This is a genomic window from Syntrophorhabdaceae bacterium, from assembly GCA_036504895.1.
GTDB lineage: Bacteria > Desulfobacterota > Syntrophorhabdia > Syntrophorhabdales > Syntrophorhabdaceae > PNOM01.
The window spans coordinates 31,228-45,309 of sequence record DASXUJ010000073.1 but is presented as its reverse complement, the minus strand read 5'-3'; the positions used below and the strand labels follow the sequence as shown (position 1 = coordinate 45,309).

Genomic DNA, 14,082 nt, shown 5'->3' with positions numbered 1-14,082 from the left:
TCATTCTTACGCCGGGGGTCACAAAGGCACCGGGTATAAAGTTCTCACCCGGTATTAAGGATAGTCCGATTAAAAAAGTTAGTCAAGATTGAATAAAAGGGAGGATTCGTGCCGGAACTCGCGGTGAGAAAGAACGGCGAAAGGCAACGCCGCCTCACCGGAATATCTCCTCTCCCCCGTCAAGGGTTTTCTTTCAGGTGTTTGGAAGGGTCTGCGGGAGGGCCTGGCCCTTTTCCTTGAGACCTGAGATACCTTTCAAAAAGATATCGAAGATGGTCTCCGAAAGCTGCTCCCAGGTGATAGGCCCCTTAGGGTTGTACCACCTGTAAATCCAGTTGCACATGCCGAGAAGGCTGAAGGTGATCATAGTAAGCTGATCTTTCTCTATCGAAGAGCCGAGATAACCGGAAAGTACTTCCGTAATAATGCGATAATACTCCTTTTCTTTCACCAGTATCTTCTTACGGGATTTGCGGGGAAGATTATGGGCTTCGCTTATCAGGACTTTCGCCTTATACATGTTCTGAGGATAGATCTCCACATGACGAAAAATCAGTTTCCTCAACTTATCCATATCGGTCTTCTCTTTTTCCAGGTCTTCCTCGAGACCCTCCAGGACGATGTCTATGAAGCTGTTTATGATAAAGTCAAGAAGCTCCGTCTTGCTGGTAAAATAATGGTATATGCCGCCCTTGCTCAACTTTGCGGCCGTCGCCACATCATGCATGCTCGTCTCGACAAAGCCCTTTGTAGCGAAAAGTTCGGCCCCGGCTTTTGCAATAGAGCTGATTCTCTTGCTCGACGGTTTCCTGCTTTCCTCCATAACTCCCCCTTAAGATGGATGTAACCACATATCAAACCGGGTAGAGTCGGTCCAATCCGGTATCGCCTTGGATATTAACCAGTTTGATTTTTCCTGTCAAGAAAAATCTAGGATGGAAGCCGGTTTACCCGTTGCCGGGTACGGCTCCTCCCCCAGTTCGACGGGGAATATATCCGTGGCCGCCCATCGAAAGAACGCATCTCCTTACCCGGTCTGGATCCTGTTCGCGGCCGCCCCAGGCTAAGTGCCCGGGCACGCCTCGCTGAAAGCCACGCCCGCACAGACGCGGCCTTCTTAATGACGGGTCCCGGGTCTCCTCGCGCTTATCTCACGGCCCTTACCATTCGATGCCTTTCTGGGCTTTTATCCCCGAATTGAAAGGATGTTTGATCTCTCCCATCTCGGTCACGAGGTCGGCCAGCTCTATAAGCTTTTGGGGCGCATCACGGCCTGTAACGATAATGTGCAGATCGTGGGGTTTGTTTCGGAGAGATTCCATGGCCTCCGCTTCATCGACCATGCCGTAGTTGAGGGCATAGGTAAATTCATCCAGGATGATTATGCGGTGACGCCCCTCCTGAATTCGTGATTTCGCCAGTTGCCATCCATTCACGGCGGCTTCGCGGTCTTTGTCCAGATCGTCCGATTCCCATGTGAAGCCCTGACCTACTACATGAAATTCGATCAGGTCTTTAAACCTCTCGGCAGCCTTCAGTTCTCCGTAATTTCCCGCACCCTTGATGAACTGGACCACGCAGACAGGCAGTTTGTGACCCAATGCCCGAAATGCAAGCCCGAGTGCAGCGGTGGTTTTCCCCTTGCCCTTCCCTGTATGGACCATCAACAGTCCTTTTGTCGCCATCTGATTCCTCCTCACCTGGGGATAATTCAGACCCTGTTTTTCAACGGGTCCAGCCCCTTTCATTGCGCCTTGCCTTGCGTATTGTGAGGTTATTTCGTCCCTTTAGACGGCTCCCCATTCGCTTTGATATACTCCCGTGCGAACTTGAGCACATCATCACCCGGTAATCCCTTGGCCTTCATATTCTTTACATAATCTTCGAAGAGGGGTCCCAGCTTCGAAGCCCATTTCGCATTCTCCTCCGCTGAGAGGGTGATTATTTTGTTCCCTTTTTTAGCGGTAAACCTCTTTCCCGCTTCGTCGACCTGCTCCCACACCTTGATCTGCTTTTCTATCCATTCGTGATTGATCTGTTCGATAGCCTTCTGGTACCTGCACCTCCGACAACTCCTTCGGCTTGAATTTTGCGTAATAAGCGTTCATAAGGCGGGTTGCTACCGCGCCGTTCGGATACCCGAGGGGATAATCGAGCACCTCGCTGAGGGGAAATTTGCCGCTCGTATACCCGAGAACCACCGTGCCCGCGTCGACCACGCCCTGTACCATGCTGTCATAGGTCTGAGTGGGTGGATTGAGCGTCCCTCCGGCATAATGGCGGACCTTTACCCTGCCCTCAGTCCTCTTCTCTACCTCTTTGGCCCAATCCGCCGTGATTTTGGCATGCTCGTGACTCGGGGGAAAGAACGTGGAAAACCTGATGTTCACCGTCTTTTCCTGCGCCCATACACACGATATTGCAACGAAACTGAGCAGAAACCCGCAAAGCACCGCACCTACACACCTTTGCTTCATTGTACCCTCCTCGACGGCTTCCACCAAGTCTGTTCCACTTCCGGCCGTCCGGTTTGTTAATGGCCCTGCTACTATGTTACAAATTGAACTGTCAACAAAAACCTCTTTTTACTTGCTTTCTTAAATACGGGAAAAAAATGAACCTTGTTATTGTCGTCGCTGGTGCAAAGGCTTTTGACTCAACCCCTCACTGTCTTATCGCGCGGACCGGTCCAAGGATTCCGAATCCTTGCGGCGCCTCTTTATTGTTCGGTGCCGGCGGGATTAAGGGGGACATGTTATGCTACTCGATTCCCAGGTCTGTTTTCAGCGCATGGACCGCCTCGGACGCGGTGCATGTATTGGGGAATGCGCGGTTAAAGCCTATCTCCTTGAATCGCCGATCGATCTCGGGCCAATTTTTTTCAAGCTCCAGGGGCGCGGCTACCGTTCCCCCCACATAAAGTACGATGTCTTTGAGGCCGGCTTCGATACATTTCTGCCTGAGCCCTTCACAGTCCAGAAGCCCCATCCCGTACATAGAAGAGACGAGAATGGCATCCGCGTCGATTTCGATCGCCGCGTTGATAAACTCCTGTTGAGGCACCACGGCCCCAAGAAATGCCACGGTAAAGCCCGCATCCTTAAAAGCCTTTTGAAGTACCCATCCGCCGATCATATGCGCGTCCGAACCTATCGTTCCGATCACAATGGCCTTATTTACCTGTCTCTTTTCCATATCTTCTCCTCCGGAGGTCTTTATTTCTTCTTTAGTATCGAGGCGAACTGAAGGTCCTTCACCACGGACTCAAAAGTCAACTTCCGTCCCTCTATTTTCTCCCGCTCCGCCAGTTTCGCCCTATGGTATTCTTTCACCTCGTCGGGAAGAGGGATATTTCCGGAATCGAGATATCGCACCGCGTTTTCCGCGTCTCTCGCCACCACGACGTTTCCTTTATTATATTTCCATGGGGTAAGCATAGTATCGATCCATCCGGCTTCTACACCCTTGCAGAGTCCCACTGCCATATCGCCATCTCCCGCCTCCAGACATTTTTCCATTACCGCCCTCACTTCCGCCTCTATCATTGCTTCTTCCAGCCGCAGTTTTTCACTCTCCGCGATTCTTTGAGTACCCATCAGAGTAATAAGGTGTCGCGCCAATCTCACGGATCTCGTCATGCCCTCTTTCGTAGGGGTTGCAAATGCCTCATCCTGACATTTCAGTATGACGCCGGTGAAGCCGCCCATAATCGTAATTGCCGCATTCCAGGCGATCATGGCGTTTGCCTCTTCCTCGCGGGCAGGCCATGCACCCAGGAAGGGGAATCCTCCTGTAATGAAAGTGATACCCTTGTAACCGAACCGGCCGCAATATTCGTTGCAGAGTCTTTCGGTCACTCTGATCATGGCGATGTCCTGGATCATATTCATATTGAGCCCGTGTTCCAGGAACTGGTACTTTACGCCCTGTTCGGCGGCAAGCAGTGATTCGGAGACACATACAAAGGATCTGAACCCCGCGCTGTCATAGCCGGTGAGGTTTGACGGGTTATGGGGGCACTGGGGCACTCCCCGCTCCGTATAGATACCCGCGAGCCGTGCTTCATATTGATTGATCCTGATCTCTTCTTCGAGGGGTATGTTCTTGCAGTGGGCGATGACCTCCTGGAGGGACCGGGTATTGCATGCGTTCCAGCCGGAGGCAAGGGCGATCTCCGAGGCGAGACGTCCGTCCTCGTCGGTGGAATTGAGGGTCAGGGGAGACTTGACCGCCCTCTTTATCTTTCTCGCCGCCTCCACGCCGAAATTAACGATCGGCCAGCCGTTGAGCATGGACATACCCTCTTTTCTGCTCCTTTCGATACCCGCGGCTGCGCTTTTATAATCATTCTTTCGCGTATAGGAGTCGGAATAGATGTTCCACATTCCGTTGGGTGCGAGGTCCGACTCCTCTTCCACGTATTGCAGGCCCTCAAGTACATATTCGGTGAGGGCCCGGCCGAACTGGGGGATCAACAGGTGTATGCCCCTTTCCTTCGCGTCTTTGTGCTTGAGTGCATAGTTCTTGCCCTGAGACAACTCGGCGGCCTTCTCGATGCATTGATCGAAATCTTCGAGGTCTTTTCCCGTCTCCCACTGAGTCAGTACTTCCTCTTTGCGGATCTTGAAGAACTGGTCGTCCGTCAGCCGTTTGTTTTTTATCTGCTCCGCCATGTCTTCTCCTTTCCTTTTAGATCCCCTGCCCCCAGTCTGCCCCTTCATGGGAGGGGAATGGTTTACTTATCAATCGAGAATTTACCGCTTACCTTTCCACCGGTCTTCCATTCATCTTTCTATGAGCATCGACCTTGGGAATTATTGCATAACAACATCCCGTTGTCAACCGGTTGGTCGGTCTAATTGTCATTTTTTTCATCTACTTTTTTCTTTGTATTCCGTGACCCCGGCTGATTCCAAATGGCGGAGCGTGTAATAAGAACCCGCCTCGGAGAGCAGGATGCCTCCCATAATTAGTTTTACTGTTTAACCTGTTGTTACTTCTTCCCGGGCCGCGTATGTACCGGCGATCCGGCCGAAGACAATACAATCGGGTATCCCATTCCCACCGAGCCGGTTGGACCCGTGCACACCTCCGCACGCTTCGCCGGCCGCATAGAGTCGGGGAATTACTTTGCCGTCAATATCGATGACCCTTGCCTTCCGGTTAATCCTGAGTCCCCCCATACAATAATGGATTGAAGGCCACTGCGGTATGGCATAGAAAGGACCTTCCGTCAAAGGCGCCATATTGCTCGTCATGGGCTTATTAAAATCCGGGTCGATGCCGTTGGCGATGAACCCATTATGGGCGCTGATCGAATCACGCAACGATCCGGAAGGGACGTCTATCTTTCCTGCAAGATCCGCTACAGTCTGCGCCTCGATGACCCTTCCCGATGAGACTCCTTTTCGGATCTCTTCTACCGATACCGCGAGCTTACGGAACACTTCCCTGTTAAGGACGGCGTAGGTGGGTTTACCCTCCGATTCCGTCTGGGCGCGGGAGACCACGTCCCGGCGTTCGAGCTCATTTACGAACCTCTTGCCGAGCTTGTTGACATACAGAAGGCCGAAGCCGGTTCCCGAGTATGGATGAAGGGCATAAGAGTCGATCGCGCCCGTCTGCGGCTCGGCGCAGGGGTAAAGCTGCAGGAATTCCAGATGGAGGACGTCAGCCCCTATGGCCCTCGCGTAGCGAATTACTTCACCGGTGGCCCCCCGTTGGTTGGTACAGTTGTACTCGGGCGTCAAGGCAGGGTTGACGCTCATTCTCATCTTCACGTCCCTGCTGAACCCTCCGGATGCTAGCACCAGGGCCCGGGCAGTCTTTATGTTCCTCCGTAATCTCCCGGTCAGGACTTCCACGCCTGAAACCGGACCGTTCTTTTCTTCCCGCCAGATGCGGGTCACCCGGGACTGGAGGCGTATCTCCACTCCCCTGCCTAATGCCAATTCCCTGAGGGGCTCCGTAAATCCACGGCCTCGGGATTCAGATTCCAGATAATTTCGATGCGCGGTATGGCCGCCTATGCGCGGAAGGGTTTCGCGGATCTTCGCTCCCGCACCTATGAGCCAGTTAAGGCCCCCAGGCGCACCTTTCACCATTGTTTCCACAAGATCGGGGCAATTGTAATAATCTCCCCCTCTGAGCGTGTCCTTCTTATGACGCTCCCATGAATCGTCGCCAAGATTGAACTTTTCCCGCAGATGGAGCCTGCTGTCCCATGAAGAATAGCCTCCACCGGAGATAAGTGAATTACCTCCATACCGTCTCATCTTTTCCAATATCACCACGCCGGCGCCCAGCCCTGCCGCCTCCGCTGCCGCCGAAAGACCCGCAAAGCCGGAGCCGACAACAAGGACGTCGACCATCTCGTCCCATTTTTCCGGCCCCTTCCGGCTTCCATCTTCCCATCCGGTCTCTTTTTCCAAAGATCCTCCTATCGATCAGGTCCTCGGGGAGCTGTCACGGCCCGGCAGTTTCATACAGGGATAGGACGTCCGCGGGAAATGGAAATATCTCTCACTCCGGAAGAAGGAGAGCAATAAGAGTCGTCATGTCGCCCATCTCCTCCACGCGGTCGACTGCGCGTATGAGGTTCTCAACTTTTTCCTCCGTCAAGGGCTTTGCCGCGAATCCTATGCATTCCCTGAAGCGCTGCCGGTGTTCCTTTTCCGAGAGAGGGTTATCGGGAAAACCAGGGGGCACTTCGCTTTTGCGCAGGTACTCTTTACCGTCCCTTGTCGTCACCTTCATATCGAGTGGCGTGTGACCTCGTGCTTCCATGGCGGGATCGGATATCACCTCGACCTTCTCCGCAAGCTTCAGCACCTCTTCTTCTCTGATGGCCGATTCTTCGAAATGGGCGAGCTTCGATCCTTTCCTGACCAGCGCATTGGCAACACAATAGCGGATGCTGAATTGTGCGTTCACCTTCGGGTTACTCCCCACCTGAAACGGATGGCCTACAAGCTTATATGTGTACGGCGGAACGATAATCTCTACCCGGTCCACGTCGGCAGCGTCAAATCCCTCATCACCCATGAGCGACAGGATAACCTCCGTGCTCCCCTGGGTCAATCCGCAGCTGGGATACTTTTTGAATACGAGCCTGTCGACTTTATATGACGTCACCAAGCCTGACAAAGCGGTGTCGGCGGAGACCCTGTCCCTGCCGAAAAGGTGGAAATAACCGTATACCCCCTCGAGAAAGTTCCTGGGACCGGTAATTCCTTCTTTGGCAAGGCGCGCGCAAGAGACCCCCGTCTCGGCAGCCCAGCCTTCTATCACCCTCACTGCGAGAGAGCCGTCCACATTTGCCTGAAAACTGCCCCCGCACTTATTAAAGGCAAGGGCCAGGGCATTCCACATCTCTTTTTGAGAAAGGCCAAGCAGTTTGCCTGCGGCCACGGTGGCCGCAAAGGGCACACATACGCCTGTCGGGTCAAATCCGTCGTATTCGGGCTCGCCCAGATTGAGCCTCACCCCCACCTCCGTGCCCACCGCAACCGCGGCGAGAAAATCAGTCCCCCTCACGCCTCCCGCCAGCTCTGCTGCCGCCAATGCGGCGGGTATCGCTGCCGAGCCTATGTGTGCTCCGGGAGCGAGGGCGTCACAGAAATCAAGGGCTCTCGCCATCACGCCGTTTACAAAAGCTGCATGCTGAGAAGGCACTCTGCCGCCGTGTATGAGGATCGACGATTCCTCTCTGCCTCCCGTCTTCTTTGCCATATTGACAACCGTCTCGCAACCCTCCGCGTATGCTCCGGCAACCGTGGTGCCGAGGACGGCAAGGAGCTGATTCTTGATCACCTTGACCGCCGACGGCGGCAGGTCGTTATATCCGGTCTGATACACAAATTCTACAAGTTTTTGCTCGGCACCCATACTCGCCTCCCTCATTATCAGTTTTTCGAAAGAAAACCGCCGGTCCTGAGACCGGACCGTATCACCGACCTCGTGCGGATTCCTTCACTATTATATCCCTTCTTTTTCCGTTGCGATGATTTACCCCCAACCGTCACCGTCTTTTCGAAAGAGGTGTAAAAAAAGCGGAGCACCATGCTCCCCGGCAGAACGACATCTATATTCCGACCGGACGGCCTCAAGTTATCTTTGTTGCGTCCGACTGGTCGGTTCCTATGTGTAGGGTACTATGGCTCGTGCAGGGTGTCAACAGAAAATAGCTACAGAGGGAGGATATGAGAAGTTGATGTTATAAGGAAAGATCTGCGGGCCTCGGGGAGGGAACACAGGTTCCGGAGCGCCCCTTAACCGCTCCCCCTCCTGAGGTTTGCATGGCTTTAAATATCGAGTTGCCTTCGCGTGAGATATTTCTTTGCGATCCTGAGGGCTTGTGCGGGAAAGTCCTCGGCCAGCAGTCCTATGCCGTAAAGGATATATTCCCCGTCGATATAAGCTTTGGGGCTCCTCGGTTTCAGGCTCCACGGCCTTTCGGGGCTAAAGAGCGTCGACTTGAGGACCTTCTCCGGGTGAAGGCCGTACTTGAATATACCACCTGTGCCAATGAGGTTTTCAACAGGCATAAGGTTCTTCCCGTACTGGACCATTATGTCGCCTACCACGGTAAACTCCTGACGGACCGTACCCGCATGGCGCTCCACAGCAATGGCGGCCGCCGACTCGGCCAGGGCGATATCTATATTGAGACCTGCACTGCTCGAAGGGACGTGGCCTACATTATTGGAGAGGTATCTGATTCGCTCCCCCACATTACATTCTTGTCCGTCGAGGGAAGGCACCAGGGCGCGGAGCTTGGCCTTAAACAGTTCTTCTCCCACAAAATCATAGATGGTGGGAGCATTATACCGTATGCCCAGATCACCCTCTACCGTTCTTTTTATCCTGAGCTCGGGCAGCCCCTTCACGATTGTCCGGGAGTTCGCCGGCACCGGATCAGCGACCGAATGGATGTTCGTGGTAGCTCCTCCGACCTCTACGATAACAAGACTACCTATGCCGGGTTCGCCGACCGCTCCATTTGCCAAAAGCGCGGCTGCCTGGAGCGTTGCTTTCGGCGTGGGGACAATGGGCGCACCCACAAAACCCTGCGCCTTATCCAGGCCTTTCGCTTTCGTGATATGGGCGATGAATATCTCCCGAATAAGGTTCTGAGCCGGTTCCACTTCCACCGATTCGAGGGTGGGGAGCACGTTCTTTGCGGTATAGACCTTCTTGCCTCCCTCCTCCAGGAGGACCTTGACTTTCTCAGCCGCCACGCGATTGCCCGCCGCAAGTATGGGACATTGGATACGGGAGCGGGCGAGCATCCCCGCGTTATGAACGATCACATTCTTGTCGCCCCCGTCCGTCCCTCCACAGAGGAGGATTATGTCGCATTGTGCCGATTCTATGGCACCGACAATTTCCTCATCGATCTCAAAGCCGTAGGAGCATACCACTTTTGCCCCTGCGCCAAGGGCGGCCCGTCTCGCAGCTTCCAGGGTGAGCTCGGGCACCAGGCCTATGGCAGCCATTTTCAACCCCCCCGCGGCGCTGCTGCTTGCGTATTTACCCTTTATATCTTTTTCTTCTATACCGTAAGTCTCCGAAAGCTCATTTAGTGCTTCGTTGAGGCCGAGGGTAATATCGGTGCTTACCGTGGTGGGCGCCTGTGCCCGCCCCAGGATGATCTCTTTCTCTATATCGACGGCAAGGACTTTTGTGTACGTGCTCCCGAAGTCGACCAACAGATAAATACCCATTGTCTTTCCTCCTCCCCTTTTGTAAACCCGGTCGGTAGCGAAGGCGACCAAAAAAGGCGCTTTTCGTCCGACCGTCCGGTTCGTTATCTTTAAGGTACTACGGAGGTTCACGCAGTGTCAACAGAAAAAGGATTTGCCGTAGGGCGCACTGGCAACGTGCGGGACCGGGAGAAAAGAGATATCTTCTACCGGTTCATCCGTTCCGGGTCTGAACGCGCATATGTGCCAGCTCCGCGATCAGCTTCCCTGCCCACCTATAGATGTTGTTTTCTTTTACACTAGTATACATCCGGGCCATACGGTCGGTTCGCTCGGATGCAGGCAGGGAGAGGGCCTCTTTGATCGCGTCGGCCATCTCCTCTATATCATAGGGATTTACGATTATGGCGTCCTTTAATTCCCGTGAAGCGCCCGCAAATTGGCTCAGTATGAGCACGCCCCCGCCGTCTTTTCGTGAAATAACAAACTCTTTTGCCACCAGGTTCATCCCATCATGAAGGGAAGTCACCATGCAGACGTCTGCCGCCCTGTAGTACCTGTCTATCTCTTCATGACTGTGGTGGGCCTTCAGGTAGACGATCGGTTTCCACGTCTTCGTCTCGAACCGCCAGTTGATCCTCTCCACCTCCTCTTCCACCTCTGAGAGCAGTTCCCTGTACTTCCGTATATGGTCGCGGCTCGGCGCCCCAAGCTCGATAAATGTGAAGCGCCCGATAAAATAGGGGTATTTCTCGAGAAATCTCTCAATGGCCTTGAACCGTTCCGGGATTCCTTTCGTATAGTCAATCCGGTCGACCCCGATGCCCATGTAAGGAACGTCGATTCCCATCTCCCTGAGGATTGTATGCCGGTCGTCTGTGGCCGCATCGCCATCCTCAGGCTCGTTCGCATACCCCACGCTTATGGGAAAGGGTTTTATCAGCGTGGGATGGCCTCCCCGGTTAATCGAAAACTGCTCCCAATCGGTCTGTGATTCGAGAAACCGGTCTACGGTCTGAAGGAAGTTGTTACAGAAAAACTGTATGTGAAAACCCAGGAGGTCCGCTCCAAGCATGCCGATAAGGATCTCCTGCCGCCATGGGCAAATGCCGAAAGATTCCGGATTGGGCCATGGAATATGCCAAAAAAGGGCTACTTTGGCGTCGGGCCTTTGCCGCTTGACCAGAAGCGGCACGAGGGCAAGGTGGTAGTCCTGAATAAGGATCAATGGCGACTCCTCTTCTTTCACCTCTTCGAGAAGGGCATCAGCGAAAAGACCATTGATTTTCTGGTACCATTTCCAGTCTTCCAAACGGAAGACCGGCCTGATATGAGTAATGTGGCACAGGGGCCAGAGGCCCTCGTTCGAAAAACCGTAATAATATCCGTTCTCTTCCTCTCGTGTAAGCCATATACGTCGTAATGTGTATTGAGGGTCTTCCGGTGGAACTCTTACCTTGCTGTAGGCATCGACCGTTTCACGGTCGCCGTCGCCACTCCCATGGGCGAGCCATATGCCGTCACAAATCCTCATCACCGGATCCAGTGCGGTAACCAGGCCGCCCGCGGGAACGATGCACTTGACCACAGACCCTCCCCTCACATGCATATAGGGTTCCCGGTTTGAGGCAAGAAAGAGCTTCTTATTCCCCAGTTCCGCCCTCATATAGTTTTTCAGACTCTCGGAAGTCCACAGGGATTCCGGTCTCAGTTGGTGGAGCCGCGCCTCCTCATCCGCCCTTGCCCGTGCCAGGGAAAAGCTCTGAGCCAGATTGGTCACTTCGGAGATCAGGGGCGCCAGCACATCCCCTCTCGGAGGTACGGCCGGGTTCCCCCCGTTGCCTTTTTGGAGCGCTACTTCACGCACCCATCCGGCAAGACGGGCTATGGGTCCCGTGATGCTCCACCTGACTACGAGAACCGTGCTGAGGACGAGAAGAGACGAGAGGGTGAGAAAACGGAGGATATTATCTTTCCATATTTCCCTAAGCCGGACATCAATATACGATGCATCGTAAAATACCGCGAGGGCGCCGACAATCGCGTTCTCCTCTCCTTCTATCGGCACCATGCACACATAGACACGCCGTCCTCCCACCATGGTAAACCGCCCTACTGACCGGTTCTCCATCACCGTCTCCAGGGCCTGGGGGTAAGGCTCCTTCACCATGGGCTTCAGGTCGCGCGTGATGGTCAGGATCGTCCCATGGGTATCGAACATGGCAATCCCCCTCAGCCTCTCCCGGTTTCCGAAACGCTCCACGATCCGGCTTAATCTTGTAAAGCTTTTTGACATGATAAGAGGCGCCGCCGACTCTTTGAAACTTTCGGCAAGGACAAAGGACCTCCTCTCCAGGTCCCCTGCAAGACGGTTCTCCTCACCTGTCACCTGGTAAAGAGAAGAAACGAAGACCGCCAGGGCTACCACCAGAATGAGAGAGACGATCAGGCGAATGGTAATCTTCATACGGTCAGCTGGTAAGAGCCGTTCCCCCTGTTCTCCAGCGCGTACCAGACAGAAAGGTAATCGCGCATCTGTCTCGTGATAAGAAAATTCTGCCGCACTTGCTCTCTGCCAAGCTCACCCATTTTCCTCGCCATCTCCGGGTTCGTGAGAAGCTGCCGTATCCTGAAGGCCGTTCCCTCCACTGAATGAACGAGAAAACCGGTGATTCCATGAATTATCTGGAGGGGGATCCCTCCTATTGCGCCACCGATTACGGGTTTTCCTTTCCACATTGCTTCGGATACGGTAAGCCCGAAGCCTTCCTTCAGGGATTTCTGGAGCACGATGGCAGCGGCCCGTTGGAGGGCATTGATGTCCTTATCGCTGAAGGGCGGAAGGAGAAGGATATGAATATCCGGATCGCTGGAGGCATATTCTCTCACCTCATCCAGGACTTCTTCACCTTCCGGATCATCTGTGGCGGGGCTTCCTGCGAGAACGAGGATACAGTCGTTATATTTCTTGGCCATTCGAAAGGCCCTTATCACTCCTGTCGGGTCCTTGAACCTGTCAAATCGTGAAACCTGAAGGATCATGGGTCGATCCCGGGGTATGTTGAACCGTGCCAGTGTATCGTCTATCTCGGAAGGGGAGAGTACTGCGTTCTTAAGGCTCAGCGGGTCTATGGACGGGGGTATAATGAACTCCTCTATACCCAGGGCCCGTGCAAATTTGGCGACCGAAAAAATCGCCGCATCATATTTTCCGGAATAGCTGAGCAATCTCGTGCTCACGTCTCTCCTCGGGTTCGACACGTCTATATGGCAACGCCAGATCCAGGTGCCCCTTTTCCTGAAACCGATGAGGGGCGCCGGTTGAGGATCGTGGATCAGAACGGCGTCGGCGTCGAGATTCATTGTCTCCCCATTCTTCTTGTTCACCTCGTAATGGTAGTCCCACATGCTTTTCGTGATGATCTCCGGGTCCCCCTGGAGAGCGTTGTGGATTTTTTTCGTAATATCGAAAAAGGCCTCGTCGCCCTCAATGGTGCTCCAGATGGCGTTGATGCCGAGATTTTGAAGGAGCGGCACCATCCGGTGCAGTATCTCGGCCACGCCTCCCCCCTCCTTTGTGGAGTTGACATGGAGAAATGACCTGCCCCTCATTCTTTCGCCGAGGCGTTGAAGCAGAATGAGGTCGCTCTTCGGAGAAATACCCGCATAACGTTCCATCATGGCGTCATCACCTCCATTTCGCGCCTCAGGTCGTCTTCAACCGCCTCTGCCAGGCAGGACCTTATTCGGTCTATGGTGTACATAAAGGGATCGATAGCCCGTATTTTACGGGCGAGGTCCATATCTCCGATGACTTCTTCGACCCAGCTCGAGAAATCATCGGAACCATGACGGATTCGGGCTTCATAATAGTGATAGTAGATGGAGCTGGGATCGATATACCTTACGGCAATGAGAAACTCCGCAAGGTTTTTTGCCTGCATCCCTGAAGGGAATACGATAGAGACGGATTCATTAAAATGAAACTCTTCTCCCCGTGCCGCCTGCCTCGGCTCCGGGTAATGGGCGAGGTATTCATCTATGCCGGAGAGAAGCTCCTTCCGCAGCTCATTCATCCCATTCACGGAAAAAGGGTCGGTGTTGGATAGTCCTTCCGAGAGGGCGCGCTCCTCGAGGCTCTCTCCCACCCAATGGGCAAAATCGTTCGTATATTCGAGAAGATGACCCTTAAGGAAATAACGACACGTGTGGTGAAAGAGGCTTTCTTCTCCTATTGTGGCGATGTGGTCCCTCAGCTCCCGGATAGTGGCGGCTTTCTTCCCGGTTGCCTTCAGAATGGTGGCACATTCCATAAATTGAAAAGGTATTACCTGTTCCATAAGGTTTCCTCCCGGTTGCACTCGGCTTTTCAGAGAGA

Annotated in this window: 12 protein-coding genes; all 12 read right to left on the bottom strand. The window is 53.7% G+C overall.

The window, feature by feature from the left end:
* Positions 1-193 precede the first annotated feature (193 nt).
* A complete protein-coding gene (locus VGJ94_10100; GenBank protein ID HEY3276961.1) occupies positions 194-823 on the bottom strand; it encodes a TetR/AcrR family transcriptional regulator in 630 nt (209 codons plus the stop codon).
* Between the two features lie 337 nt (positions 824-1,160).
* Positions 1,161-1,685 carry a cob(I)yrinic acid a,c-diamide adenosyltransferase gene (gene cobO / locus VGJ94_10095; protein HEY3276960.1) on the bottom strand — a complete coding sequence of 175 codons (525 nt, stop codon included), beginning with the start codon at positions 1,683-1,685 and terminating at the stop codon, positions 1,161-1,163.
* Positions 1,686-1,774: 89 nt separating this feature from the next.
* Positions 1,775-2,002 carry a hypothetical protein gene (locus VGJ94_10090; GenBank protein HEY3276959.1) on the bottom strand — a complete coding sequence of 76 codons (228 nt, stop codon included), beginning with the start codon at positions 2,000-2,002 and terminating at the stop codon, positions 1,775-1,777.
* On the bottom strand, positions 1,959-2,477 hold the full coding sequence (locus tag VGJ94_10085; GenBank protein ID HEY3276958.1) for a hypothetical protein: 519 nt from the start codon (positions 2,475-2,477) through the stop codon (positions 1,959-1,961). The genes VGJ94_10090 and VGJ94_10085 overlap by 44 nt, the downstream gene beginning before the upstream one ends.
* 283 nt (positions 2,478-2,760) lie before the next feature.
* A complete protein-coding gene (gene glmS, locus VGJ94_10080; GenBank protein HEY3276957.1) occupies positions 2,761-3,195 on the bottom strand; it encodes a methylaspartate mutase subunit S in 435 nt (144 codons plus the stop codon).
* 20 nt (positions 3,196-3,215) lie between these two features.
* Entirely contained in the window at positions 3,216-4,673 is a 1,458-nt protein-coding gene (locus tag VGJ94_10075; GenBank protein HEY3276956.1) for a hypothetical protein, read from the bottom strand.
* Between the two features lie 309 nt (positions 4,674-4,982).
* Complete coding sequence (locus VGJ94_10070) at positions 4,983-6,431, bottom strand: flavocytochrome c (protein ID HEY3276955.1); 1,449 nt, start codon at positions 6,429-6,431, stop codon at positions 4,983-4,985.
* 91 nt (positions 6,432-6,522) lie between these two features.
* Positions 6,523-7,887 (bottom strand): MmgE/PrpD family protein, encoded by a 1,365-nt coding sequence (locus VGJ94_10065; protein HEY3276954.1) that lies wholly within the window; start codon positions 7,885-7,887, stop codon positions 6,523-6,525.
* 416 nt (positions 7,888-8,303) lie between these two features.
* Positions 8,304-9,725 carry a methylaspartate mutase accessory protein GlmL gene (gene glmL / locus VGJ94_10060; GenBank protein ID HEY3276953.1) on the bottom strand — a complete coding sequence of 474 codons (1,422 nt, stop codon included), beginning with the start codon at positions 9,723-9,725 and terminating at the stop codon, positions 8,304-8,306.
* A 193-nt stretch (positions 9,726-9,918) separates the two neighbouring features.
* Positions 9,919-12,171 (bottom strand): trehalose-6-phosphate synthase, encoded by a 2,253-nt coding sequence (locus tag VGJ94_10055; GenBank protein ID HEY3276952.1) that lies wholly within the window; start codon positions 12,169-12,171, stop codon positions 9,919-9,921.
* Positions 12,168-13,385, bottom strand: a complete 1,218-nt coding sequence (locus VGJ94_10050) for a glycosyltransferase (GenBank protein ID HEY3276951.1) — start codon at positions 13,383-13,385, stop codon at positions 12,168-12,170. Before VGJ94_10050 ends, VGJ94_10055 begins: the two co-directional genes overlap by 4 nt.
* Entirely contained in the window at positions 13,382-14,044 is a 663-nt protein-coding gene (locus VGJ94_10045; GenBank protein ID HEY3276950.1) for a DUF5752 family protein, read from the bottom strand. Before VGJ94_10045 ends, VGJ94_10050 begins: the two co-directional genes overlap by 4 nt.
* Positions 14,045-14,082 lie beyond the last annotated feature (38 nt).

Excerpts from the sequence above, each read along its gene's own strand:
- VGJ94_10100 (HEY3276961.1), bottom strand. The coding sequence starts at position 823 with ATGGAGGAAAGCAGGAAACCGTCGAGCAAGAGAATCAGCTCTATTGCA.
- VGJ94_10050 (HEY3276951.1), bottom strand. The coding sequence starts at position 13,385 with ATGATGGAACGTTATGCGGGTATTTCTCCGAAGAGCGACCTCATTCTG.
- VGJ94_10085 (HEY3276958.1), bottom strand. The coding sequence starts at position 2,477 with ATGAAGCAAAGGTGTGTAGGTGCGGTGCTTTGCGGGTTTCTGCTCAGT.
- cobO (HEY3276960.1), bottom strand. The coding sequence starts at position 1,685 with ATGGCGACAAAAGGACTGTTGATGGTCCATACAGGGAAGGGCAAGGGG.
- glmL (HEY3276953.1), bottom strand. The coding sequence starts at position 9,725 with ATGGGTATTTATCTGTTGGTCGACTTCGGGAGCACGTACACAAAAGTC.
- VGJ94_10055 (HEY3276952.1), bottom strand. The coding sequence starts at position 12,171 with ATGAAGATTACCATTCGCCTGATCGTCTCTCTCATTCTGGTGGTAGCC.
- VGJ94_10045 (HEY3276950.1), bottom strand. The coding sequence starts at position 14,044 with ATGGAACAGGTAATACCTTTTCAATTTATGGAATGTGCCACCATTCTG.
- glmS (HEY3276957.1), bottom strand. The coding sequence starts at position 3,195 with ATGGAAAAGAGACAGGTAAATAAGGCCATTGTGATCGGAACGATAGGT.
- VGJ94_10075 (HEY3276956.1), bottom strand. The coding sequence starts at position 4,673 with ATGGCGGAGCAGATAAAAAACAAACGGCTGACGGACGACCAGTTCTTC.
- VGJ94_10065 (HEY3276954.1), bottom strand. The coding sequence starts at position 7,887 with ATGGGTGCCGAGCAAAAACTTGTAGAATTTGTGTATCAGACCGGATAT.